The organism is Actinomadura rugatobispora (assembly GCF_042656285.1).
In the GTDB taxonomy this organism is placed as follows: Bacteria; Actinomycetota; Actinomycetes; order Streptosporangiales; family Streptosporangiaceae; genus Spirillospora; species Spirillospora rugatobispora.
Genome location: NZ_JBHSON010000016.1, coordinates 24,506 through 46,314, shown reverse-complemented (window position 1 = coordinate 46,314; position 21,809 = coordinate 24,506). Strand labels below are relative to the sequence as shown.

Sequence of the window (21,809 nt, the reverse complement as noted above, 5' to 3'; positions counted from 1 at the left end):
TCGAACCTGGCTTCGCACGCGATCGCGACGCCTGAGGTCGTCGCGGGGTTGCTCAGCGGGCTTGGGTGGTCTTTCCACGAGGAAAGGGCCGGTCCGTTGGGACCGGCCCTTTTGCGCACGCTCAGTTTTCGGGGGTGTCCTCGGGGACGGCGTCGACGCCGGCCTCCGCGCGCTGCTGCTCGGTGATGGGGGTGGGGGCGCCGGTCAGCGGGTCGTGCCCGGAGGCGGCCTTCGGGAAGGCGATCACATCGCGGATGGTGTCGACCCCGGCCAGCAGCATGACCATGCGGTCCCAGCCGAAGGCGATGCCGCCGTGCGGGGGCGGGCCGTACTTGAACGCCTCCAGGAGGAACCCGAACTTGGACTCGGCCTCCTCCTTCGACAGACCCAGCACGTCGAACACACGCTGCTGCATCTCGGCGCGGTGGATACGGATGGAGCCGCCGCCGATCTCGTTGCCGTTGCAGACGATGTCGTAGGCGTCGGCGAGGGCCTCGCCGGGGCGCTCCTGGAAGTCGCCCCAGTACGCGGGCTTGGGCGCGGTGAACGGGTGGTGCACCGGCGTCCAGCCGATCTGCTCGCCCTTCTCGTCCTCGGCGGGCTCGAACACGGGCGCGTCCACCACCCAGCAGAACGCCCACGCCGACTCGTCGATCAGACCGCACCGGCGGCCGATCTCCAGCCGGGCGGCGCCCAGCAGCTCGCGCATCGCGTGCGGCTTCCCGGCCGCGAAGAAGACCGCGTCACCGGGCGCGGCGCCGACCTTGGCGGCCAGCCCGGCCTTCTCGTCGTCGGAGAGGTTCTTGGCGACCGGGCCGCCGAGCGTGCCGTCCTCCTGGACCAGGACGTAGGCCAGGCCGCGGGCGCCGCGCGCCTTGGCCCAGTCCTGCCAGGCGTCCAGCTCCTTGCGGGTCTGGGAGGCCCCGCCCGGCATCACGACGGCGCCGACGTAGGGGGCCTGGAACACCCGGAACGAGGTGCCGGAGAAGTACTCGGTCAGCTCGGTCAGCTCGTTGCCGAAGCGCAGGTCGGGCTTGTCGGAGCCGTACCGCGACAGGGCCTCGGCGTAGGTGAGGTGGGGGATCGGCCGGGGGACCTCGTACCCGGCGATCTCCTTCCACAGCCGTGCCACCAGGTCCTCGGCGACCCGGATCACGTCGTCCTGCTCCGCGAACGACATCTCGATGTCGATCTGGGTGAACTCCGGCTGCCGGTCGGCGCGGGAGTCCTCGTCGCGGTAGCAGCGCGCGATCTGGTAGTAGCGCTCCAGGCCGGAGACCATCAGCAGCTGCTTGAACAGCTGCGGGGACTGCGGCAGCGCGTACCAGCTGCCCGGCTTGAGCCGGACCGGCACCAGGAAGTCGCGGGCGCCCTCGGGGGTGGAGCGGGTCAGCGTCGGGGTCTCGACGTTGACGAAGCCGTGCTCGCGCATGACCTCGTGCACGAGGAAGGAGCCCTCGGAGCGGACCCGCATCGCCTTCGCGACGGCGTCGCGGCGGATGTCGAGGTACCGGTACTTGAGCCGGACCTCCTCGTTGACGTTGACGTCGCCCTCGATCGGGAACGGCAGCGGCGCCGCCTCCGACAGCACCTCGATGTCGGAGGGGGCGACCTCGATGTCGCCGGTGGGCAGCTCGGGGTTCTCGTTGCCGGCGGGCCGCACCCGCACCTCGCCGGTGATCTTGACGCAGTACTCCGACCGCAGGTCGTGCGCGGTGTCCTCTTCCCGGAACACCACCTGCGCGGTGCCGGAGGCGTCGCGCAGGTCGATGAACGTGACACCGCCGTGGTCGCGCCGGCGGGCCACCCAGCCGGCCAGCGTGACCTGCTGACCGGCATGCTCCTTGCGGAGCGTCCCCGCCTCGTGCGAGCGGATCATCCTGAAAGCCTTTCCTTCAACGTGGAGACGATCTGGGGGAGCGGCACGGCGGCCTGGTCACCGCCTTCCAGGTCCTTCACCTGCGCGGACCCGGCGGCGATATCTCGCTCGCCCAGGATCACCGCGTACCGTGCCCCCGACCGGTCGGCGTCCTTCATGGCGCCCTTGAGCTTCTTGCCCCCGTAGGCCATGTCGGCCGCGATCCCGGCCTGGCGCAGCTCGTTCACCAGCGTGAACAGCCTGCGGCCCGGCTCGTCGCCGAGCGCGACGCCGAACACCTGGCAGCGCGGCGGGGCGGTGAAGCCGGTGCCCTCGGCCTCCAGCGCCAGGACGGTGCGGTCGAGGCCGAGCCCGAACCCGATGCCGGGCAGCGGCGGGCCGCCGATGTCCTCCGACAGGCCGTCGTAGCGGCCGCCTCCGCCGATGCCCGACTGGGCGCCGAGCAGCGGGTGGTCGAACTCGTAGGTGGTGCGGGTGTAGTAGTCCAGCCCGCGCACCAGCGTGGGGGTGTCCTCCCAGGCGATGCCCAGGTCGGCGAGCAGCTCGCGGACCCGGTCGTGGTGGGCCTTGCAGTCGCCGCACAGGTGGTCGGCCATCAGCGGGGCGCCGTCCAGCTGGGCCCGCACCGCGGGACGCTTGTCGTCCAGCACCCGCAGCGGGTTGATGTCGATGCGGGCGCGGGTGGCCTCGTCCAGGTCGAGGCCGTGCAGGAAGTCCTGCAGCAGGGCCCGGTAGGCGGGACGGCACTCCTTGCAGCCCAGCGAGTTCAGCAGCAGCCGCACCTGGGTGAGGCCGAGGGAGCGGTACCAGTTCCAGGCGATCGCGATCGTCTCGGCGTCGACCTGCGGGTCCTCGCTGCCGATGGCCTCCAGGTCGAGCTGGTAGAACTGCCGGTAGCGGCCCTGCTGGGGCCGTTCGGCGCGGAACGCCGGGCCGGTCGTCCAGATCTTGACCGGCAGCCCGCCCTGCTTGTGCAGGCCGTGCTCCAGCACCGACCGCAGCACCCCGGCGGTGAACTCCGGGCGCAGCGTCAGCGACCGGCCGCCCCGGTCCTCGAAGGTGTACATCTCCTTGCTGACCACGTCGGTGGACTCCCCGACCCCCCGTTTGAAGAGGTTGGTGTCCTCGAAGACCGCCAGCTCCAGATAGCCGTACCCGGCCAGCCTGGCCTGCTCGGCGAACGCCTGGCGGATGGCCGAGAACAGGTCCGCGCGCGGCGGGACGTATTCGCTGACCCCCTTGGGGGCCTGAAAGCTCGAACTCATGATCGTTAAGGTCAGAATCCCTGTCGTGGACCGTCTGCGGGCACTTCCGCCAGGAACGGATTGGTGGCGCGCTCGCGGCCGATGGTGGTCTGCTCGCCGTGGCCCGGCAGGACGACGGTCTGGTCGGGCAGCGTCAGGCACACCCGGGCCAGGCTGGCGAGGATCTCCTCGTAGGAGCCGCCCGGCAGGTCGGTGCGCCCGATCGAACCCGCGAACAGCAGGTCCCCGCTGAACATCACGTCGGGGATCTCCCCCGCGGGCGGCGTCCTGAACGTCACCGACCCAGGCGTGTGGCCCGGGGCGTGGTCGACGGTGAAGCTCAGCCCCGCCAGCTCCAGCGCGGCCCCGTCGGTCAGCTCCTTCACATCGTCGGGCTCGGACAGCTCCAGCCCGCCGAACAGCTGCTGGCCCGCGTTCAGCGAGAAGCCCTTGGCGGGATCGCTGAGCAGGTCGCGGTCGTCGGGATGGATGTAGGCCGGGACGTCCTTGGCGCCGCAGACCGGCGCGACCGACCAGACGTGATCGAGATGGCCGTGGGTGAGGAGCACCGCGACCGGCTTGAGCCTGTGTTCGCGCAGGATCTCCTCGATTCCGGCCTCGGCGTCCTGGCCGGGGTCGATGATGACGCACTCCTCACCCGCGGCGGGTGCCACGACGAAGCAGTTCGCGGCGAACGATCCTGCGGGGAACCCGGCGACGAGCACGGTCGTCCTTCCTTCAGGCCATGGTTGCGGCGGTGCGGTTCGTCAGCGCGTCCGGGAAGCGGCGTTCCTGAAACTTCGCTGGATGGAGCTGTGGGTCCGGTGCGCGCCGTGGCCGGGCCACACCCGGCCAATCGCGCGGTGCCTCCGAGGGTACCGGCGGGGCCGTGGCCACCGCGAACGGGATTCACTGATCGTCGTGTCGCGGCGGCGGCGGCCGGGCACCCGCGGTGGCGGGCCGGTCCGGCCGGGTGACGGCGGACCCGCGGCTCGCCGTGGACCGCTACTATGCGCTGCACGTTCACCTGATCTGATCACACCGGAGGCTAGGCACGTGGCGGGGAAGGACCGCAAGAAGGAGCTCGCTCGGCAGCGTTACGAGCGGCAGCAGGCGCGTAGGCGCGCCCAGGAGGCCCGTGCCCGCCGCATCCGGATCATCGGGGTGGTGGCCGCGGTGGCGATCGTCGCGGGGGGTGCCGCCGGGACCGTGGCCCTGGTGGGGCGGGACGACTCGTCCAACGCCGAGGAGCCGCAGGCCAAGGCGGGCGACTGCACCTACACCCCGGCCCAGGAGGCGGGGGCGCCCAAGGACCTGGGCACCCCGGCCGCGACGCCGCAGCACAAGGGCCCGGTCAAGGCGACGATCAAGACCACCCAGGGCGACGTGGGGATCGAACTGGACGGCGCCAAGGCCCCCTGCACCACCAACTCCTTCGTCTTCCTGGCGGCGAAGAAGTTCTTCGAGAAGACCTCGTGCCACCGGCTGTCCACCAGCGAGGGCCTGCGGATGCTGCAGTGCGGCGACCCGACCGGCTCCGGCTCCGGCGGCCCGGGCTACCAGTTCGCCGACGAGAACCTCGAGGGCGCCAAGTACACCAAGGGCACCCTCGCCATGGCCAACTCCGGCCCCGGCACCAACGGCAGCCAGTTCTTCCTCGTCTACGGCGACTCGCAGCTGCAGCCGAACTACTCGGTGTTCGGCAAGATCACCTCGGGTCTGGACGCGCTGGAGAAGGTCGCCAAGGGCGGCGTCGACAAGCCCGGCGAGGACGGCACCGGGCAGCCGAAGAAGAAGGTCACGATCCAGAGCGTCTCGATCGCCGGGAATTAGGCGAACGGGATACTAAGGTGTGGAGGGTCCGGTGGTTGTGTACACGATCGGGCCCGTGATTCAGGAGGCAAGGGTGTCCAGCGCGACCGATCCCTGGGGCCGGGTGGACGAGGACGGCACCGTCTACGTGAAGACGTCGGACGGCGAGCGCGTCGTGGGTTCCTGGCAGGCCGGTGCACCGGAGGAGGCCCTGGCCTACTTCAAGCGCAAGTACGACGCGCTGGCCACCGAGATCGGCCTGCTGGAGCAGCGGCTGCGCACCACCGACCTGCAGCCCGCCCAGGCCCAGCAGAGCGTCGCCCGGCTGCGCGAGGCCGTCACCGACGCGCACGCCGTCGGCGACCTCGACAGCCTGGTGCGGCGGCTGGACGGCCTCACCGAGCAGGTCGGCCGCAAGCGCGAGGAGGTCAAGGCCCAGCGCGAGCACGCCCGGCACGAGGCCCGCGAGATCAAGGAGCGGATCGTCGCCGAGGCCGAGCGGATCGCGGCCGAGGAGACCCACTGGAAGAACGGCGGCGAGCGGCTGCGCAGGCTGGTGGAGGAGTGGAAGGCGGCCGACCGCATCGACCGTCCCACCGAGACCGCGCTGTGGAAGCGGTTGTCGGCGGCCCGCAACGCCTTCACCAAGCGCCGCAAGGCCTACTTCGCCACCCTGGACGACCAGCGCGAGGAGGCCCGGCGCGACAAGGAGCGCCTGGTCGCCGAGGCCGAGGCGATGCAGGGGTCCACCGACTGGGGCGACACCGCCGCCGCCTACCGCGACCTGATGCGCCGCTGGAAGCTGGCGGGGCGGGCCTCCCGTGAGGTGGAGGAGGACCTGTGGGCCCGGTTCAAGGGCGCCCAGGACGTCTTCTTCGCCGCCCGGTCCGCCGCGTTCGCCGAGCGCGACGCCGAGCTGCGGGTGCACGCCGAGGAGAAGGAGAAGATCCTCGCCGAGGCCGAGCGGCTGCTGCCCGTCCGGGACGTGCGGCAGGCGCGGCAGGCGCTCCGCGCGATCCAGGAGCGCTGGGAGGCCGCCGGTATGGTGCCGCGCGACCAGCGCGACCGGCTGGAGGGCCGGCTCCGCAAGATCGAGGAGACGGTGCGGGGCGCCGAGGAGAAGGAGTGGCAGCGCACCAACCCCGAGGCGCGGGCCCGTGCCGAGGCGACGGTGGCGCAGCTGCGCGGCTCCATCGAGAAGCTGGAGAAGGACCTGGAGAAGGCCCGCGGCGCGGGCCGGGACAAGGCCGTCAAGGACGCGGAGGAGGCGTTGACGGCCCGCCGCGCCTGGCTGGAGGAGGCCGAGCGCACCCTCGCCGAGTTCTCCTGACCCCTTCCCTCCGGGACGATCTCAGTCGGCCGGGCGCGTGGCGGCCGGTTCGGCGGCGCGGCCGAGGAAGGCCAGCAGCCGGGTCTGCTCGTCGGCGCCGCGCGGCGGCGTCAGCGCCGGGCCCAGCCGCCCGTCCCTGCGCAGGCCGGCGGCCACCACCTGGGCCGTGGCGAACGCGTGGTGCACCAGGCCGGGGTCGAGCCGGGCCGGCTGGCCGGTGGCGCGGGCCAGATCCCAGGAGTGCACCAGGGGCTCCAGCACGCTCGCGCCCAGGAAGTCGATCAGCGGAACCTCTCCCAGCGTCCCGAACGGGATCGGCCGGCGCAGCGCCTCCGGCGTGAGCGCGGCGTCGCACTCCTTGCGCGCCGTGCGCCAGGCCTGGAGCGCGTCGTCGGCGGCGAACACGCCGGGCCGGCAGGGCGCGTCCGGGGCCGGCCGCCCGGTGGCCAGCGCCAGGATGGCGTACTGACCCGCGATGACGTGCCCGGTGACGTCACGGGCCGTCCACTCAGGGCACGGCGAGGGCGCGGACCAGCGATCGCCGGGCACGCCGCCGACCATGTCCTCGAAGAGGTCCAGTGCCCGGTGGTATCCGCTGAGGTTCGGAGCCATGGTGGCCAGTGACCCGCGAACCGGGTTCGGTGTCAAGCGTTATCGGCAGGTTGGCCTTCCCGCCCGTCCGGTCACCCCTGCCCCGGGCTCACCGGCCCGCGGTCGCGCCGCGCTGCCGGAGCATGTCGGTCATGAGCGCGATCTCCGAGCCCTGGCCGTTCACCATGGTGCGGGCCAGCCGCCGTACGCGTTCGTGGCCGGTGCGCGCCAGGACGGCCTCGGCCATCTCCACCCCGGCCCGGTGATGGGTGATCATGAGCTGGAGGTAGAGCACCTCGGCGTCCCTGCCGGAGGCGCGCTCGAGCCGGTCCAGCTGCTCCCGGGAGGCCATGCCGGGCATGGCCGCCGCGCCGCCGGGCCGGGCCGCCCCGGACCCGCCGTGGCCGCCGTGCCCGGCCATCCAGCGCATCGGGCCCGCCGGGTCGGTCTTGGGCAGCTCCCACTCGTCCAGCCAGGCGGTCATCATGCCGATCTGGGCCGACTGGGTGTTGATGATGTCGTAGGCCAGCAGCCGGACCCGCTCGTCCTCGGTCCGGTCCCGCACGATGAACGACATCCGCACCGCCTGGGCGTGGTGGACGCTCATGTCGCGGGCGAACCCCGCCTCGGGGCCGTCGCCGGCCGGACGTCCCGACCGCAGTCCCGCCAGCGCGGCCAGCACGCCCGCGACGGCCAGGACGAGCACCGCGAGGGCGACGGTGACCCGCCGCCCCCGCGATGCCCCTGTCACGGCGCGTCCTTGGCGCCGTTGCAGGCGGCGCCGGGTTCGGGCGTCTGCTCACCCTTCACGAAGGCGCGCAGGAAGGCGTCCACCCGCGCGTCGGAGGCGTTCTGGAGCTTGAGCTGCTTGCCCCACGCGGTGAGGATGACCGGCGCGTCCTGGCCGGGGTAGGGGCTCATGAGCGTGTAGTCGGTGTTCTCCACCTTGCCCTTGAGCTTGTCGATCTGGTCGGCGGCCAGGCCGGGCGTGTAGGTGATCCACACGGCGCCGTGCTCCAGGGAGTGGACGGCGTTCTCGTTGCGGAGCTGGCGGTCGTAGATCCGGGAGTCGCAGTTCTGCCACACCGGGTCGTGGTCGCCGCCCATCGGGGGCGTGGTGTCGTACTGGACGGGACTGGAGGTGTGGCCCTGGGCGAGGTCGTCCTTCTGGATCAGGCCCGCGATCGAGGAGTCGGCGGAGGACGGGCGGCTCTGGACGAAGGCGTAGCCGATCGCGACGGCCGCGACGAGGCCGATCACGGTGAAGAAGGCGATGCTCCCCCAGGGCACCTGGCGCTGGTTGAGGACGCTGCGCTGCGCTCGGTTGCGTGCGCTCTTGGACATGATGGAACTCCCTCTCGGGGTGCTGTGCTCGGGGACGGGTGACTGGGACGGCCGTGGACCGGGCATGGCCCGGCCTCACGGCCGGCGCGTCACAGCCGGAGCACCTGCAGGCAGGAGAGGGAGCGCGCCAAGGGCGCGGGAAGTGCGGGAGGCGCGAGGAACCAGCCCGAGCGGCGCGGGCGCCGCGCGCCCGTTGGGCCGGGGTGGGCGGCCACGCTGAGGACCAGGAGGGCCAGCAGCACCGCCAGGCTCAGGCAGGCGTCGTTCGGGCCCATGGGAGGCAGGTGCACGGGCTCGCTGAACGCCGCCGCCCCGGAGGCCGCGAGGGGCCCGGTGGCGGGGGCGCCCGCGTGCTGGGCGGCCGCCGCGTCGGCCAGACCGGCCGGGACGCTGGTGGCGTGGGCGGTGCAGACCCGCGGCGGCGGCGCGTGCCCGAGCCCGTAGCTGAAGGTGAGGCCGGCCACCAGGAACAGCGCCATGAGCAGCCCTGCGGGCCCATGGCGCGGTCGCGGGTCTGTACGGCCCACCGTCACGCTCCGATTCAACCTCCGGGCGAACCAACGCCGCGGGCGGGGTGCGGAGTTCCCGGACAAAGCCCGCGAATCGCGATACTAGCGGCGCCCGCGGGCCGTCAGGGACGTCCGTTCGCCGAGATAGTGTCGGAGCGTGACCAGCAGGGCTGAACCAGGGCAACCGGAAGGGCTCTTCGACCATCCCGGGGCCCCAGGGCCGGCGGAGGCGTCGCCGGGCGCCCCCAGCGCGGCCGCGGGCGGCGGGCGCGCGGGCGGCGGGGCCGAGCAGCCCCTGGCCGTGCGGATGCGGCCGCGCGCGCTCGACGAGGTCGTCGGCCAGCAGCACCTCCTCGGCCCCGGCACCCCCATCCGGCAGCTCGTCGACCGCGACGTGCCCATGTCGCTGGTGCTGTGGGGCCCGCCCGGCACCGGCAAGACCACCCTGGCCACGGTCGTCAGCCAGGCCACCGCGCGCCGCTTCGTGGAGGTCTCGGCGGTCAGCGACGGGGTGAAGCGGGTCCGCGCCGAGATCGACCTGGCCCGCCGCGAGCTCGGCATGACCGGCCGGCAGACCGTGCTGTTCGTCGACGAGGTGCACCGCTTCAACAAGGCCCAGCAGGACGCGCTGCTGCCCGCGGTGGAGAACCGCTGGGTCTCCTTCATCGGCGCCACCACCGAGAACCCGTTCTTCTCGGTGATCAGCCCGCTGCTGTCGCGCTCGCTGCTGCTCACCCTGGAGCGGCTCGGCGAGGACGACCTGCGCGAGGTCGTCCGGCGGGCGCTGGCCGACGAGCGCGGGCTCGGCGGGCGGGTGGCGCTCGACCCGGCCGCCGAGGACCACCTGATCCGGCTGGCCGGCGGCGACGCCCGCCGCACCCTCACCTACCTGGAGGCCGCCGCCCTGGTCGCCGACGGCGGCGCGGCGATCGACGTGGACGTGCTGGAGAAGGCGGTCGACCGGGCCGCGGTCCGCTACGACCGCGAGGGCGACCAGCACTACGACGTCATCAGCGCGTTCATCAAGAGCATCCGCGGCAGCGACGTCGACGCCGCGCTGCACTACCTGGCCCGGATGATCGAGGCGGGCGAGGACCCGCGGTTCATCGCCCGCCGGCTGATCGTGCACGCCAGCGAGGACATCGGCATGGCCGACCCGACCGCGCTGCAGACCGCGACCGCCGCGGCGCAGGCGGTGGAGTTCGTCGGGCTGCCCGAGGCGCGGATCAACCTGGCCCAGGCGGTGATCCACCTGTCCCTGGCCCCCAAGTCCAACGCGGTGATCATGGCGGTGGACGCCGCGATCGCCGACGTGAAGAAGGGCGAGGCGGGCCCGGTGCCCGGTCATCTGCGCGACGCCCACTACAAGGGCGCCGCCAAGATCGGGCACGGCCAGGGCTACCGGTACGCCCACGACCATCCGGGCGGCGTCGTGCGCCAGCAGTACGCGCCCGACTCCGTCCACGGCCGCGAGTACTACCGGCCCACGCGGCACGGCGCCGAGGCCCGGTTCTCGGAGGTGCTGTCGCGCATTCGTTCCGTCCTGCGGGGCAGGAGCGAGCCGAGGGACGGCTGAGCCGCTAGAAGACCGAGCCGCCGGAAGGGAGGCGGGCGGCGGATTCGATCTTTGCGGCCGTTGCTCCCGCCATCGGCCGCGCTCGCCCGATAGCCTGCCCGGGGACGCCCCTGGGATCGCGGGGCGCCGCCGTCGGCGCGGGGTCCGCGACCCGGCACGGTCAGGGCCGGTGGCCAGGGTAAGGTCTCTCTCCAGACCGGGCCCGGCACGCCGGCCCGGCACGGACCCGACAGGTACCCGAGATCATTCGACGGCACCCGACTCGTACACACTGCGGACACACAGCGGAACGGAAGCCCTGATGCTCACTGGTGGACAGCTGGCAGGTCTCATCGTGGCCGTGTTCTGGGCGGTGCTGGTCTCCTTCCTCGCCCTGACGCTGCTGAAGCTCGCCCGCGTCCTGACCGAGGCGAGCAAGGTCCTCTCGGAGATCGGCGACCAGGCGCTGCCGCTGATGGAGGACATGAGCCGCACGGTGCGCCGGGCCAACGAGCAGCTCGGCCGCACCGACGTGATCACCAAGCAGGTCGCGGGCGTGACGCAGAACGTCTCCGCGGTCACCACCGTCATGACCTCCGTGATGGGCGGGCCGCTGGTGAAGGCCGCGGCGTTCTCCTACGGCGTGCGCAAGGCCCTGGGCAGCCGGGCCGAGGAGGCCCGCGACGTCCGCGAGTCCCGCGAGGGGCGCTCCGGCGGGGGCCGCTCCGGCGGGGGCGCCTCGCGGCCGCAGCTGCAGGCCCGGTCCGGCGGCAGGGGGCGCGGCAGATGATCCCCGGTCGAAGCGAGGCACAATGAGAAGACTGTTCTGGCTCTCGGTGGGCGCCGGCGCGGGCGTCTACGCCACGCACCGGGTCAAGCGGCGGGTGGAGCGCTTCGCGCGCAGCCTGTCGCCCGAGGGCGTGGCGGCCCGCGCGGTGACCGCCGGGCACGGCGCGGGCGACCGGTTGAGGAACTTCGCCGACGACGTGCGTACCGAGATGCGGGCACGTGAGGCCGAGCTCCGGGAGGCCGTCGAGATGGACCAGGCGCCCCCGGAGCCGGACGGCCCCGCGCGCCGCCGGATCCTCCGCGCGCCGCGTTACACGATCATCGACGACGACAAGGATGGCCACTGATCATGGAGTCGGCAGAGGTTGCGCGCCGCTTCCTCGGGTTCTTCGAAGAGCACGGGCACACCGTGGTTCCCTCGGCCAGCCTGATCGCCGAGGACCCGACCCTGCTGCTGGTGAACGCCGGGATGGTCCCGTTCAAGCCGTACTTCCTCGGCCAGCGCACGCCGCCCGCGGTGCGGATGACCAGCGCGCAGAAGTGCGTGCGGACGCCCGACATCGAGGAGGTCGGCAAGACCACCCGGCACGCCACCTTCTTCCAGATGCTGGGCAACTTCTCCATCGGCGACTACTTCAAGGAGGGGGCCATCCCCTTCGCCTGGGAGCTGCTCACCCGCCCCCAGGCCGACGGCGGGTTCGGCTTCCCCGAGGAGAAGCTGTGGGTCACCGTCTACGAGGACGACGACGAGGCCGCCGGCATCTGGCACGACAAGGTCGGCGTCCCGCTGGAGCGCATCCAGCGGCGCGGCCTGGCCGACAACTACTGGCACATGGGCGTGCCCGGCCCGGGCGGCCCCTGCTCGGAGATCTACTACGACCGGGGCCCCGAGTACGGCCGCGAGGGCGGCCCGGTCGTCGACGAGGACCGCTACCTGGAGGTGTGGAACCTCGTCTTCATGCAGTCGCAGCTGGCCGAGGTCCGCACCAAGATCGACTTCGATGTCGCGGGCGACCTGCCGGCCAAGAACATCGACACCGGCATGGGCCTGGAGCGGATGGCCGCCATCCTCCAGGGCGTCGACAACATCTACGAGACCGACACGCTGTGGAAGGTGCTGACCCGGGCGGCCGATCTCACCGGCACCGGGTACGGCCGCGACCACCGCGCCGACGTGTCGCTGCGGGTGATCGCCGACCACGTGCGCAGCGGCACGATGATGGTCGCCGACGGCATCCGCCCCGGCAACGAGGGCCGCGCCTACGTGCTGCGCCGCATCCTGCGCCGCTCCATCCGCAACCTGCGGCTGCTGGGCGGCCAGGACGCCGGGCTCATGCACGAGCTGACCGCGGCCGCGATCGGCGCGATGGGGGAGCAGTACCCCGAGCTGGTCCGCACCGCCGCCACCATCCACACGGTGATCGACGCGGAGGAGGAGTCGTTCCTCCAGACGCTGCGCACCGGCAACACGATCTTCGACCAGGCGGTGGCGGAGGCGCGCCGCGCCGGGACCCCGCTGTTGGCCGGCGACCAGGCGTTCAAGCTGCACGACACCTACGGCTTCCCGATCGACCTGACCCTGGAGATGGCCTCCGAGCAGGGCCTGCGGGTCGACGAGGAGGGCTTCCGCCGGCTGATGGCCGAGCAGCGCGAGATGGCCAAGCGCGACGCGCGCGAGAAGAAGACCGGCAACCTGGACGTCTCGGTCCTGGACGAGCTGCTCGTCGGCGCCGGCGGCGCGGTCGACTTCATCGGCTACGGCGAGGTGCTGGGCGAGGCCCGGCTGGCCGGGCTGCTGGTCAACGGCGCGAACGTGCCCGCGGCCGGCGAGGGCGCCGAGGTCGAGGTGGTCCTCGACCGCACCCCCTTCTACGCCGAGGGCGGCGGCCAGCTCGCCGACCACGGCCTGATCCGGCTCGGCGGCGGCGCGGTCATCGAGATCGACGACGTGCAGTCCCCGCTGGCCGGGCTGGTCGTGCACCGCGGCCGGGTCCGCTCCGGGGAGGCCCGGGTCGGCGACACCGCCTACGCCGAGATCGACGTGGAGCGGCGGCGGGCGATCTCCCGCTCGCACACCGCGACCCACATGGTGCACGCCGGGTTCCGGCGGGCGCTGGGCGAGTCGGCGGCGCAGGCGGGCTCGGAGAACTCCCCCGGCCGCTTCCGGTTCGACTTCACCGCCTCGGGCGCCGTCCCGCCCAGCGTGCTGCGCGACGTGGAGGACGAGGTCAACGAGGTCCTGGTGAACGACCTGGACGTGCGGGCCTTCCACACCTCCATCGACGAGGCCCGGGCGATGGGCGCGCTGGCGCTGTTCGGCGAGAAGTACGGCGACGAGGTCCGGGTCGTGGAGGTCGGCGACTACTCCCGGGAGCTGTGCGGCGGCACCCACGTGGCCCGCTCCGGGCAGCTCGGCCTGGTCAAGGTGCTGGGCGAGCAGTCGATCGGCGCCGGCGTGCGCCGGGTCGAGGCGCTGGTCGGCATCGACGCCTTCCGCTTCCTGGCGAAGGAGAGCGTGCTGGTCGCGCAGCTGTCGGAGCAGATGAAGACGCGCAAGGAGGAGCTGCCCGAGCGGATCTCCGGGGTGGTGGCCCGGCTCCGCGACGCGGAGAAGGAGCTGGAGCGGCTGCGGTCGCGCGAGGTGCTGGCGGTCGCCGGATCGCTGGCCGAGGGCGCCCGCGACGTCGGCGGGACGGCGTTCGCCGCCTACCGCGCGCCCGACGGCACCGGCGCGGACGACCTGCGCAAGCTGGCGGTCGACGTGCGCGGCCGGCTCACCGCCCGGCCCGCCGTGGTCATGGTCGTGGGCGTGCCGAAGGACCGTCCGGTCGTGGTGATCGCGGTCACCGAGGGCGCCCGCGAGCGCGGCCTGAAGGCCGGGAGGCTCGTCGGCGTCGCGGCCAAGGCGCTCGGCGGCGGCGGTGGCGGCAAGGACGACCTCGCGCAGGGCGGCGGCTCGAACCCGGGCGCCGTCGACGAGGCGCTCGCCGCCGTGGAACGGGCGGTGGGAGCGTCATGACAGGGCGGAGCGAGGGCATGAGCGCCGGTCCCGCGGGGGTTTGCGGGGGGCCGTTCCCCCGCCGGGGGGTCGTGTGAGCCTGCCGGTGAGCGGGGCGGGGGCCGCGGACGAAGCAGCCATGGACGGAGCGGGCCTATGAGGAACGGCGTCCGGCTCGGCGTGGACGTGGGTACCGTGCGGATCGGGGTCGCGCGCAGCGACCCCGCCGGGATCCTCGCCTCGCCACTGGAGACCGTCAAGCGCGGCAAGGGCGACCTGGACCGGCTGGTCGCGCTGGCCGGCGAGCACGAGGCGGTGGAGGTGGTCGTCGGGCTGCCGACCTCGCTGTCGGGCCGCGAGGGGCCGGCGGCGGAGGGGGCGCGCAAGTTCGCCGCCCGCCTCGCCGGGCGCCTCCCCGCCGAGGCCGTCCGGCTGTACGACGAGCGGCTCACCACCGTGACGGCCGAGAGCGGCCTGCGCGCGGGCGGGGTGCACGGCCGCGACCGCCGCAAGGTCGTCGACCAGGCCGCGGCGGCCGTGCTGCTGCAGGCGGCGCTGGACGGCGAGCGGTTGACGGGACGACCCCCAGGCGAGATCGTCCGGGGAAGCTCATGAACGACTTGGACCTGTTCTCCGACTCCGATCCGCACGGCGACCGCGGGTACGCCAGAGGGCCCGATCCCCGGCGGGGGCGGCGCGCCGGGCGCCAGCGCCAGCGGCGGCGGCGCCGCAGCGGCAGTGCGGCGTTCCTGTTCGCGATGGCCTTCCTGGTGGCGGTGGTGGGCACCGGCGGCGTGCTGGGCGTCGCCTGGGTGGACCAGCGGCTGCACCCGCCGGACTACGAGGGCCAGGGGAGCGGCGCTGTCACGGTCCAGATCAAGGACGGCGACAGCGGTTCGACGATCGCGGCGACGCTGCTGAGCCACGAGGTGGTCAAGAGCACCCGGGCGTTCGTGTCGGTCTACGGGAAGAACCCCAAGGCCGCCGGCATCCAGCCGGGCTTCTACCAGATGCGCAAGCGGATGTCGTCGTCGTCGGCGATGGCGCTGCTGCTGGACCCCAAGGCGCGGGCCGGCAACCAGATCATCATCCCGGAGGGGCTGCGGGCCGTGCAGGTGGCGCAGCAGCTGTCGAAGAAGACCGGGATTCCGGTGCGCGAGTTCCAGCGGGTGATCACCAGGCCGACCGGGCTGGGGCTGCCCCCCTACGCCAAGGGCAAGATCGAGGGCTACCTGTGGCCGGGGCAGTACAACCTCAACCCCAACGCCTCCGCGCGCGAGATCCTCAAGTCGATGGTGGACCGGTTCAACCAGTTCGCCCAGCAGTCGGACCTGGCCGGCCGGGCGCAGCGGGCGAAGCTGCAGCCGGGCACGGTGATCACCATGGCCTCCCTGATCCAGGCCGAGAGCGGGCGGCCCGATGACATGCCGAAGATCTCCCGGGTGATCTACAACCGGCTGCGGCACAAGCCGGTGCCGATGTTCCTGAAGTTCGACAGCACCACGCTCTACGGGCTGAACAAGTACGGGATCGTGGCCAGCAACGAGGACATCAAGTCCAAGAACCGCTACAACACCTACAACTACGGGGGGCTGCCCCCGGGCGCGATCTCCAACCCCGGGGAGAAGGCGATCGACGCGGTGATCGAGCCCGAGGAAGGCGACTGGCTGTTCTTCGTGGCCACCGACCCCAAGAACCGGATCACCGAGTACGCCGCCGACGAGCAGGAGTTCAACCGGCTGCGGCAGAAGCTGAACCAGTACCTCGCCCAGAACGGAGGCAACTAGTGGCGCGGGCGGCGGTGCTCGGCAGGCCGATCGAACACTCGCTGTCGCCGGTGCTGCATCGCGCGGCGTACGCGGCGATGGGCCTGGACGACTGGGTGTACGAGGCGTACGAGTGCGACGAGACCGGCCTGTGGGGCTTCCTGGAGGGGCTCGACGAGGAGTGGGCCGGGCTGTCGCTGACGATGCCGCTCAAACGGACCGCGCTGAAGCTGGTCGACACGGTGTCCGACCTGGCGGTGGCGGTGGGCGGCGCGAACACGATCGTGCTCCGCGAGGGGCGCAGGCACGGCGACAACACCGACGTGCACGGGATCGTGGCCGCGCTGACCGAGGCGGGGCTGGGCGCCCCCGCGTCGGCGCTGGTGCTGGGCGGCGGGGCCACGGCGGCCTCGGCGCTGGCGGCGCTGGCCGACCTCGGGCTGACCAAGGCGGGGCTGGCCGTCCGCAACCCCGACCGGGCGGCCGAGTCGATGGCGGCGGGGGAGCGGTTCGGGCTGGCGCTGCGGATCGGCGCGCTGGACCGGCTGCCGGACCTGCTGGGCGTCGAGCTGGTGATCTCGACCCTGCCGGGGATCGCGGCCGACCCGTACGCCGCGCAGGTCGCCGCGTCCGGGGCGTCCCTGTTCGACGTGGTGTACGCGCCGTGGCCGACGACGTGCGCGGCGGCGGTCGAGGCGGCGGGCGGCACGGTCGTCGGCGGCTTCGAGATGCTGCTGCACCAGGCCGCGCGGCAGGTCGTCCTGATGACGGGCCGTGAGGACGTCCCGGTCGAGGCGATGCGCGCCGCCGGGGAGGCCGAACTGGCCCGCCGCGCGTCCGCCTGACGCCCCTGGTGCGTCGCAGTCCCCCCAGGTCAGACCGACGAGCGCTGGCTCGGTTCCGGGGCCGGGGGGACGGCCGGCGGGGACCGGCGGCGTTTCACGGCCTCGTGGGTGAAGGTCAGGACGATCGGCAGGATGACGCTGAGCCAGAAGTCCTTCCACTCCCACAGGCCGACCGCCACGCCGCCCAGGCTTCCGCCCGTGACCAGGGTGAGCACCAGTACCGTCCAGTGCCGCCTGACCAGCCGGACCAGGTCGGTGCGCGGGCGTGCCGGGATGAGGGCGGGCAAGGGGCGGTCGCGTGCGTGCGCGCGCTGCACGACCGTCGCGTCCGGCGTCAGGTGCAGCATGTCCCTCGGGCGCAGCAGCGGCAGCCGCAACAGTTCGGTGAGCCCTTCCAGCCGCCACCACAGCGTCCACAGTGACGTGCGGCCGCTGCCCGGGTAGCCGTTCCAGCGCGGGTTGGTCACCTTTCCCTGGACGAGGGTGTGGAAGGCCCGCGCGACCGTGGCGCCCGACGGTCCGCGCGGGTCGCCCAGCAGCGCCATGAGCGCGATGGGCAGCCCGAAGTGCCACAGGGCCAGCCGCCAGACGGGCTTGGACCCGGTGCCGTGCGGGGAGACGTCGTAGGTCTCGATCCAGGTGTGCTCGTCCTCGGGGTCGAAGTGCTCGATCAGCCAGTCGTGCGCGGCCAGGATGCGCGCGTCGCTGTGGCCGGGGCGGGCCTCGGCCAGCGTCACCAGCGCGAAGGCGGTGTGCGTCACGGTCGGCGCCGCCATGGACGTCGGCCCCCAGCCGGGCCGCTCCCCGGTGCGGTCGGCCGTCAGCCACTCCACGCCCCGCACGATCGCCGGGTCGTAGGGGTTGAGCTGGGTGAGGGCGCGCAGGGCCAGGCAGGTCAGCCACACCCGCGACTGGCAGCCCAGCAGCGAGCCCCAGCCGCCGTCGGAGTTCTGGTTGCGCAGCAGCCAGTGGTAGGCGCGCCGCACGTCGGGGGCGTCGTCCCGCAGGTCGCAGCGGGAGCGGGCGAGGAACCGGGCGATCCACGCGGTGGCCTCGACGACGGGCATGCCCAGGCTCGTCTTGGTCGACCATCCTCCGTCGCGCAGCACGTCGCCCGAGGCGGTCTGCCGCGAGGTGAGGAAGGCCAGGCCGTCGTCGAAGTGCTCGAACGGCCGTCTCGCCTCGGCGAAGGCCAGCAGGCCCAGCGCGGTCGCGGTGGTGCCGGGCTCGGGCCTGGTCAGGTCGTGGTACCAGCCGCCGCCGTCGCCGTCGGCCACCGCGTAGGCGTCGCGCAGCACGTCGAGCGACTCGTCGAGGCGTGCGGTGAGCACGGCCATGTCAAGAGCCGGAGTCCGGGGCGCCGCCGGCGCCGTCCTGCGGGAGTGGGGGGAGAGGTGCACGGTTACCGCCTTCTCCTGGCTATGTGCCCGTTCAGCCAGGTTCTCTACCCCGCCGGTTTGGTGGCTGTGTCCGCGACCGTCCAGAGGGATGCCCGTGCGCGGGCACGTTTCAGTCAGGGGGTTCCAGTTAGGGCGAGTAGTCAAGAAACGGGAGAGTGGCGGTCCCGCCACCCTGGCGCGGAACACGAGGAGGACGGGATGGTGCGGCGACCTGTGGAGCGGGGACCGGGGCAGGAGGTGGACGAGGCGAGCCGACAGGCGGGAGAGGACTGCGTGCTGTGCCCGCCGTTGCGGTTCCGGCTCAACGCGATGGCGGACCTTCCGGGTGAGCGGGCGGTGCTCGCCGCCGACGGCGACTTCTTCCTCATGCCTGACCTGGCTCCGCTGGCCGAGGGGCATGTGCTGCTGGTGACGTCCAGGCATCTCCAGTGTGCGGGAGCCTTCGGGAAGGGGCTGTGGGCACGGGCGTGGCAATGGCGTCACCGTGTCGCCCGTCTTTACAGAGACGCCTATGGCGGAGACGGCCTGCTGATGTTCGAGCACGGGCCCGGGACCTCGCAGGGCGGGGGCGCCTGCATCGACCACGCGCACTGGCACCTGCTGCCGCGCGGCAGCGGGGCAGGGGGCGGCGTGCGCGACAGACTGGAGGCGCACGGGCTTCCCGGCGCGTGCGCCACACGCGACACCGTGCATGGCCTCTTCCTTGCGGGGCGCTCCTACCTGCTGGTGGACGAGCAGGGGAGGGCGACCGTCCACCCGGCCGACGGCGTGCCGAGCCAGTACCTGCGCGGGGTCGCCATGCGCGTCTTGGAGGGCGACGCGGGGGAAGAGCGGTCCTGGCGCTGGCAGGAGTCGTTCGGCCTTCCCGAGAGCCGGGCACGGTTCCTGCGCACTCTGGAGGACCTGCGCACGGCGGTGGCGGCCGACGACGCCCGTCAGCGTTCCGAGCGCGCGGCCAGCCACCAGTAGAGCTCACCGGCGGCCAGCCGGTCCCCGAACCCGGCGCGCTCCACGCCCTCGCCGAACCCGGTGGGGTACTCCAGCAGCAGCTCGTCGCGCCGGTGGGCGAGCACGTGCTCCAGGGAGGTGGCGCCGAAGCGCAGCAGCCACAGGGGCCGCCGCCCCTCGACGGCCGCGTCAAGGACGGGCAGCAGCTCCCGCGCCTCGGCGGAGCCGGTCACCGTCGCGGTCCCTCCGAGGAGCCGGGCGAGCGTCGGCGCCTCGCTGATGACCACGTCGGCCTGGCGCAGTAGCGGCACCACGTCGGCGGCGGGGAGCCGGGCGTCGATGTCGTGCGGGACGAGGTCGAAGGCGACCAGGGTGCCGTGCCGCCGGGCGATCGCCGCGGCCCGGTGCAGCGCCGCCCGCGACACCGGCGACAGCAGCGCGTACCCGTCCAGGAAGAGCGCGTCCGCCCGGCGGATCTCGGCGGCCGCCGAGCGCACGTCGTGCTCCGACAGCCGGCGCGAGGGCGCGTCGTCGTCGGCCACCAGCAGCCGCGCGCCGCGGCGTTCCGGGGAGGGGCCGTCGCGCAGCATGACGGTCACCCCGTTGGGCGTGCCGTGCTCGACCCGCAGCCGGTCGCGCAGCCCGAGCCGGCGCAGTTCCCGGCGGATCACGGGGGTGTAGTCGTCGTCGCCGACCCGGGCGAGCACGCCGACCCGGCGGAAGTAGCCGGCCGCGCGCCGGGCCATGTTGACCGCGGTGCCCGCGACGATCGCCCGGGCCGGGGCGTAGGCAAGCCGGTCGTGGGTGACCTCGGTGAAGCGCAGCCCGGGCAGGGTGGCGCGCACCTCGATCCGGACGTCCCCGATCGCGAGCAGGCGGAAGCGGCGGTCGGCGACGCCCTGGAGGCCGGGCCAGTCCACGGGCGATCGGGTGGGAGTCTCGGTGATGTCCATGGCGGGGCCGGCGGCGGGGTTCAGCCCGGCGCGGGGAGGTCCGGAAGGTCTGGGAAGTCGGGCGAGAACCAGGCGGGCTGGGGGTGGGACGGGGACGAGTACCGCGTGGGCAGGGACTGCGCGGGGCACATCTGCCGGAACGCCCTCATCACCGGACGCAGGCTGGGGATTAGGTCGTACCCGTCGATCTCCCGCAGCGGCACCCAGGCGGCGTCGGCCAGATGGTCGGTGGCGGTCTGGTTCTCGACGCTCACCTCGTGCGTCACCGGGCTGCACAGCCGCGCCGCCGCCACCACCCGGACGGGGCGGGGAAGGATGGCCTTCCGGCCGCGCGGCCGGCCCGGCATGTACCACTGCCAGAGGTGGAACGGCGGTCCGGGCGCGATCTTGAGGCCGACCTCCTCCCAGACCTCGCGGCGGATGTGGTCGTCCAGATCGAGGTCGCCGGCGACCTCGAGCCGCCCGCCCGGAACCTCCCAGCGGCCCGGATGGTACGGATCGGACGCGGACTTGCGCACCATGAGCAGGCGGTCCTCGTCGAGGATGAAGGCCTTCTGGGCGAACTCCAGTTTGGGGCGGGCCTCGCCGAAGGCGGCGGGCAGCGGGGCATCGGTCCTGAATGCGGGCATAGCTGGGGGTCTTTCCGTGCTACCGACCCTGGCGGTCCGTGCTCGGCACCACGGTAACAACCGGCGGCGGGCCGGGGAATGAACGGTGACGGCGGGGTGTTGAGACTGTTTGCGTACCTCAGTCAGACTCCGATGCGGGTGTGCCGCCCGCGGCCGGGCATGCCGGTCTTGACGCCGGCATGCCGCAGGTCACGGTGTGGCCCCGCAGGTGATAAGCTGAACAACCGACCGGCCCTGTACGGATGCCCGCACGGCAGACCGCACGGGGCGCTCAAGCGGAGGCCACCTCCCACCTGACCGGCCAGAAGGCTGGTGGGTCTCGGTCCGGCGTACGGGCGTCACGACGCCCGTTCCGTCGGCGTCCTCGGCCGCTCCGGCGTCCGAGGCGACCGAAGGTGGCCCCGCATGCGAGTCGTGCGGGGCTTTTCGCATGGAAGGCCTGGGGTACGACCGGTCCACAAGACGTTGAGAACGACGTGAGAACGGCCCCAAGGAGGTCCCATCAGCGCCGAACCGCGTATCAACGACCGCATTCGCGTGCCCGAGGTCCGGCTCGTCGGCCCGAACGGCGAACAGGTGGGCATCGTGCCCATCGCCAAGGCCCTTGAAATCGCGCGTGAGTCGGATCTCGACCTCGTCGAGGTGGCGCCCACCGCGCGCCCGCCCGTCGCCAGGCTCATGGACTACGGCAAGTTCAAGTACGAGTCCGCGATGAAGGCGCGTGAGGCGCGGAAGAACCAGGCGCACACGATCATCAAGGAGATCAAGCTCCGGCCGAAGATCGACCCGCACGACTACGAGACCAAGAAGGGTCACGTGGTGCGGTTCCTCAAGGCCGGGGACAAGGTCAAGGTCACGATCATGTTCCGCGGTCGCGAGCAGTCCCGGCCCGAACTGGGCCGCCGGCTGCTGCAGCGGCTGGCCGAGGACGTCGAGGATCTCGGCTTCGTCGAGTCCCGGCCCAAGCAGGACGGCCGGAATATGATCATGGTGATCGGCCCGCACAAGAAGAAGGCGGAGGCCAAGGCGGAGCGCGCGGAGGCCAAGGCGCGCGCCCAGCAGGACTCCGGTCCCGCCTCCGTCTGACGGGCCCGGCCCGCCGGGCCCGGGCCGGACGGGGCGGCCGTCACAGCGACCGCCCCGGCCCGATCCTGCGCTCGCCGCGCTTGCGCTCGCAGGGTCGTGACGCACGTACATCAGCCTGACAGGCGCTCACC

Annotated in this window: 21 protein-coding genes; 11 read left to right on the top strand and 10 right to left on the bottom strand. The window is 72.9% G+C overall.

Annotated elements, in window-relative coordinates:
- Nucleotides 1-121 precede the first annotated feature (121 nt).
- Genes aspS through ACFPZN_RS13850 form a run of 3 tightly spaced genes read right to left on the bottom strand, consistent with a single transcriptional unit; the run spans nucleotide 122 to nucleotide 3,848 of the window.
- Complete coding sequence (aspS, locus tag ACFPZN_RS13860) at nucleotides 122-1,879, bottom strand: aspartate--tRNA ligase (RefSeq protein ID WP_378282323.1); 1,758 nt, start codon at nucleotides 1,877-1,879, stop codon at nucleotides 122-124.
- Nucleotides 1,876-3,144 (bottom strand): histidine--tRNA ligase, encoded by a 1,269-nt coding sequence (gene hisS / locus ACFPZN_RS13855; RefSeq protein WP_378282322.1) that lies wholly within the window; start codon nucleotides 3,142-3,144, stop codon nucleotides 1,876-1,878. Before hisS ends, aspS begins: the two co-directional genes overlap by 4 nt.
- 11 nt (nucleotides 3,145-3,155) lie before the next feature.
- Nucleotides 3,156-3,848, bottom strand: coding sequence for an MBL fold metallo-hydrolase (locus ACFPZN_RS13850; protein WP_378282321.1), 693 nt, complete (start codon nucleotides 3,846-3,848; stop codon nucleotides 3,156-3,158).
- Nucleotides 3,849-4,179: 331 nt separating this feature from the next.
- Between ACFPZN_RS13850 and ACFPZN_RS13845 the strand changes: the two genes are divergently transcribed.
- Nucleotides 4,180-4,956: a peptidylprolyl isomerase gene (locus tag ACFPZN_RS13845; RefSeq protein ID WP_378282320.1), complete on the top strand. Its 777-nt coding sequence runs from the start codon at nucleotides 4,180-4,182 to the stop codon at nucleotides 4,954-4,956.
- Nucleotides 4,957-5,029: 73 nt separating this feature from the next.
- Nucleotides 5,030-6,265 (top strand): DUF349 domain-containing protein, encoded by a 1,236-nt coding sequence (locus tag ACFPZN_RS13840; protein WP_378282319.1) that lies wholly within the window; start codon nucleotides 5,030-5,032, stop codon nucleotides 6,263-6,265.
- A 21-nt stretch (nucleotides 6,266-6,286) separates the two neighbouring features.
- On the opposite strand, the gene ACFPZN_RS13835 is transcribed toward ACFPZN_RS13840, so the two are convergent.
- The 4 genes from ACFPZN_RS13835 to ACFPZN_RS13820 form a co-directional block, all read right to left on the bottom strand.
- A complete protein-coding gene (locus tag ACFPZN_RS13835; RefSeq protein WP_378282318.1) occupies nucleotides 6,287-6,877 on the bottom strand; it encodes a TIGR03086 family metal-binding protein in 591 nt (196 codons plus the stop codon).
- An 88-nt stretch (nucleotides 6,878-6,965) separates the two neighbouring features.
- Entirely contained in the window at nucleotides 6,966-7,607 is a 642-nt protein-coding gene (locus tag ACFPZN_RS13830; RefSeq protein WP_378282317.1) for a DUF305 domain-containing protein, read from the bottom strand.
- Nucleotides 7,604-8,200, bottom strand: a complete 597-nt coding sequence (locus tag ACFPZN_RS13825) for a DUF3105 domain-containing protein (RefSeq protein WP_378282316.1) — start codon at nucleotides 8,198-8,200, stop codon at nucleotides 7,604-7,606. Before ACFPZN_RS13825 ends, ACFPZN_RS13830 begins: the two co-directional genes overlap by 4 nt.
- 89 nt (nucleotides 8,201-8,289) lie before the next feature.
- Nucleotides 8,290-8,679, bottom strand: a complete 390-nt coding sequence (locus ACFPZN_RS13820; protein WP_378282315.1) for a hypothetical protein — start codon at nucleotides 8,677-8,679, stop codon at nucleotides 8,290-8,292.
- A gap of 325 nt (nucleotides 8,680-9,004) precedes the next feature.
- Here ACFPZN_RS13820 and ACFPZN_RS13815 point away from each other — a divergent pair, with 325 nt between their 5' ends.
- From ACFPZN_RS13815 to ACFPZN_RS13785, 7 genes are all read left to right on the top strand, one after another.
- Complete coding sequence (locus ACFPZN_RS13815) at nucleotides 9,005-10,285, top strand: replication-associated recombination protein A (RefSeq protein ID WP_378282409.1); 1,281 nt, start codon at nucleotides 9,005-9,007, stop codon at nucleotides 10,283-10,285.
- Between the two features lie 301 nt (nucleotides 10,286-10,586).
- Nucleotides 10,587-11,054, top strand: coding sequence for a DUF948 domain-containing protein (locus ACFPZN_RS13810; protein ID WP_378282314.1), 468 nt, complete (start codon nucleotides 10,587-10,589; stop codon nucleotides 11,052-11,054).
- 22 nt (nucleotides 11,055-11,076) lie between these two features.
- Nucleotides 11,077-11,400, top strand: a complete 324-nt coding sequence (locus ACFPZN_RS13805) for a DUF6167 family protein (RefSeq protein ID WP_378282313.1) — start codon at nucleotides 11,077-11,079, stop codon at nucleotides 11,398-11,400.
- Between the two features lie 2 nt (nucleotides 11,401-11,402).
- A complete protein-coding gene (alaS, locus tag ACFPZN_RS13800) occupies nucleotides 11,403-14,072 on the top strand; it encodes an alanine--tRNA ligase (protein ID WP_378282312.1) in 2,670 nt (889 codons plus the stop codon).
- 135 nt (nucleotides 14,073-14,207) lie between these two features.
- Complete coding sequence (ruvX, locus tag ACFPZN_RS13795; protein ID WP_378282311.1) at nucleotides 14,208-14,666, top strand: Holliday junction resolvase RuvX; 459 nt, start codon at nucleotides 14,208-14,210, stop codon at nucleotides 14,664-14,666.
- Nucleotides 14,663-15,838: an endolytic transglycosylase MltG gene (gene mltG / locus ACFPZN_RS13790; RefSeq protein WP_378282310.1), complete on the top strand. Its 1,176-nt coding sequence runs from the start codon at nucleotides 14,663-14,665 to the stop codon at nucleotides 15,836-15,838. The genes ruvX and mltG overlap by 4 nt, the downstream gene beginning before the upstream one ends.
- Complete coding sequence (locus ACFPZN_RS13785) at nucleotides 15,838-16,662, top strand: shikimate dehydrogenase (protein WP_378282309.1); 825 nt, start codon at nucleotides 15,838-15,840, stop codon at nucleotides 16,660-16,662. Before mltG ends, ACFPZN_RS13785 begins: the two co-directional genes overlap by 1 nt.
- 29 nt (nucleotides 16,663-16,691) lie before the next feature.
- Here ACFPZN_RS13785 and ACFPZN_RS13780 read toward each other — a convergent pair whose 3' ends face one another.
- Nucleotides 16,692-17,999, bottom strand: coding sequence for a prenyltransferase/squalene oxidase repeat-containing protein (locus ACFPZN_RS13780; protein WP_378282308.1), 1,308 nt, complete (start codon nucleotides 17,997-17,999; stop codon nucleotides 16,692-16,694).
- 261 nt (nucleotides 18,000-18,260) lie between these two features.
- On the opposite strand from ACFPZN_RS13780, the gene ACFPZN_RS13775 reads away from it, so the two are divergent.
- The gene (locus ACFPZN_RS13775) at nucleotides 18,261-19,031 is read left to right on the top strand and encodes an HIT family protein (RefSeq protein ID WP_378282307.1); all 771 of its coding nucleotides are present in this window, start codon (nucleotides 18,261-18,263) and stop codon (nucleotides 19,029-19,031) included.
- On the opposite strand, the gene ACFPZN_RS13770 is transcribed toward ACFPZN_RS13775, so the two are convergent.
- Both ACFPZN_RS13770 and ACFPZN_RS13765 read right to left on the bottom strand, forming a co-directional pair.
- Nucleotides 18,998-19,963, bottom strand: coding sequence for a PfkB family carbohydrate kinase (locus ACFPZN_RS13770; protein WP_378282306.1), 966 nt, complete (start codon nucleotides 19,961-19,963; stop codon nucleotides 18,998-19,000). The two genes, ACFPZN_RS13775 and ACFPZN_RS13770, sit on opposite strands and share 34 nt — an antisense overlap.
- 20 nt (nucleotides 19,964-19,983) lie before the next feature.
- On the bottom strand, nucleotides 19,984-20,592 hold the full coding sequence (locus tag ACFPZN_RS13765; RefSeq protein ID WP_378282305.1) for an NUDIX domain-containing protein: 609 nt from the start codon (nucleotides 20,590-20,592) through the stop codon (nucleotides 19,984-19,986).
- A 501-nt stretch (nucleotides 20,593-21,093) separates the two neighbouring features.
- On the opposite strand from ACFPZN_RS13765, the gene infC reads away from it, so the two are divergent.
- The gene (infC, locus tag ACFPZN_RS13760; protein WP_378282408.1) at nucleotides 21,094-21,678 is read left to right on the top strand and encodes a translation initiation factor IF-3; all 585 of its coding nucleotides are present in this window, start codon (nucleotides 21,094-21,096) and stop codon (nucleotides 21,676-21,678) included.
- Nucleotides 21,679-21,809 lie beyond the last annotated feature (131 nt).

Bases quoted from the DNA above. Each gene is read 5' to 3' on its own strand.
- aspS (WP_378282323.1), bottom strand. From the start codon at position 1,879: ATGATCCGCTCGCACGAGGCGGGGACGCTCCGCAAGGAGCATGCCGGT.
- hisS (WP_378282322.1), bottom strand. From the start codon at position 3,144: ATGAGTTCGAGCTTTCAGGCCCCCAAGGGGGTCAGCGAATACGTCCCG.
- ACFPZN_RS13835 (WP_378282318.1), bottom strand. From the start codon at position 6,877: ATGGCTCCGAACCTCAGCGGATACCACCGGGCACTGGACCTCTTCGAG.
- ACFPZN_RS13825 (WP_378282316.1), bottom strand. From the start codon at position 8,200: ATGTCCAAGAGCGCACGCAACCGAGCGCAGCGCAGCGTCCTCAACCAG.
- ACFPZN_RS13820 (WP_378282315.1), bottom strand. From the start codon at position 8,679: ATGGCGCTGTTCCTGGTGGCCGGCCTCACCTTCAGCTACGGGCTCGGG.
- ACFPZN_RS13810 (WP_378282314.1), top strand. From the start codon at position 10,587: ATGCTCACTGGTGGACAGCTGGCAGGTCTCATCGTGGCCGTGTTCTGG.
- ACFPZN_RS13805 (WP_378282313.1), top strand. From the start codon at position 11,077: ATGAGAAGACTGTTCTGGCTCTCGGTGGGCGCCGGCGCGGGCGTCTAC.
- alaS (WP_378282312.1), top strand. From the start codon at position 11,403: ATGGAGTCGGCAGAGGTTGCGCGCCGCTTCCTCGGGTTCTTCGAAGAG.
- ruvX (WP_378282311.1), top strand. From the start codon at position 14,208: ATGAGGAACGGCGTCCGGCTCGGCGTGGACGTGGGTACCGTGCGGATC.
- mltG (WP_378282310.1), top strand. From the start codon at position 14,663: ATGAACGACTTGGACCTGTTCTCCGACTCCGATCCGCACGGCGACCGC.
- ACFPZN_RS13780 (WP_378282308.1), bottom strand. From the start codon at position 17,999: ATGGCCGTGCTCACCGCACGCCTCGACGAGTCGCTCGACGTGCTGCGC.
- ACFPZN_RS13775 (WP_378282307.1), top strand. From the start codon at position 18,261: ATGGTGCGGCGACCTGTGGAGCGGGGACCGGGGCAGGAGGTGGACGAG.
- ACFPZN_RS13770 (WP_378282306.1), bottom strand. From the start codon at position 19,963: ATGGACATCACCGAGACTCCCACCCGATCGCCCGTGGACTGGCCCGGC.
- ACFPZN_RS13765 (WP_378282305.1), bottom strand. From the start codon at position 20,592: ATGCCCGCATTCAGGACCGATGCCCCGCTGCCCGCCGCCTTCGGCGAG.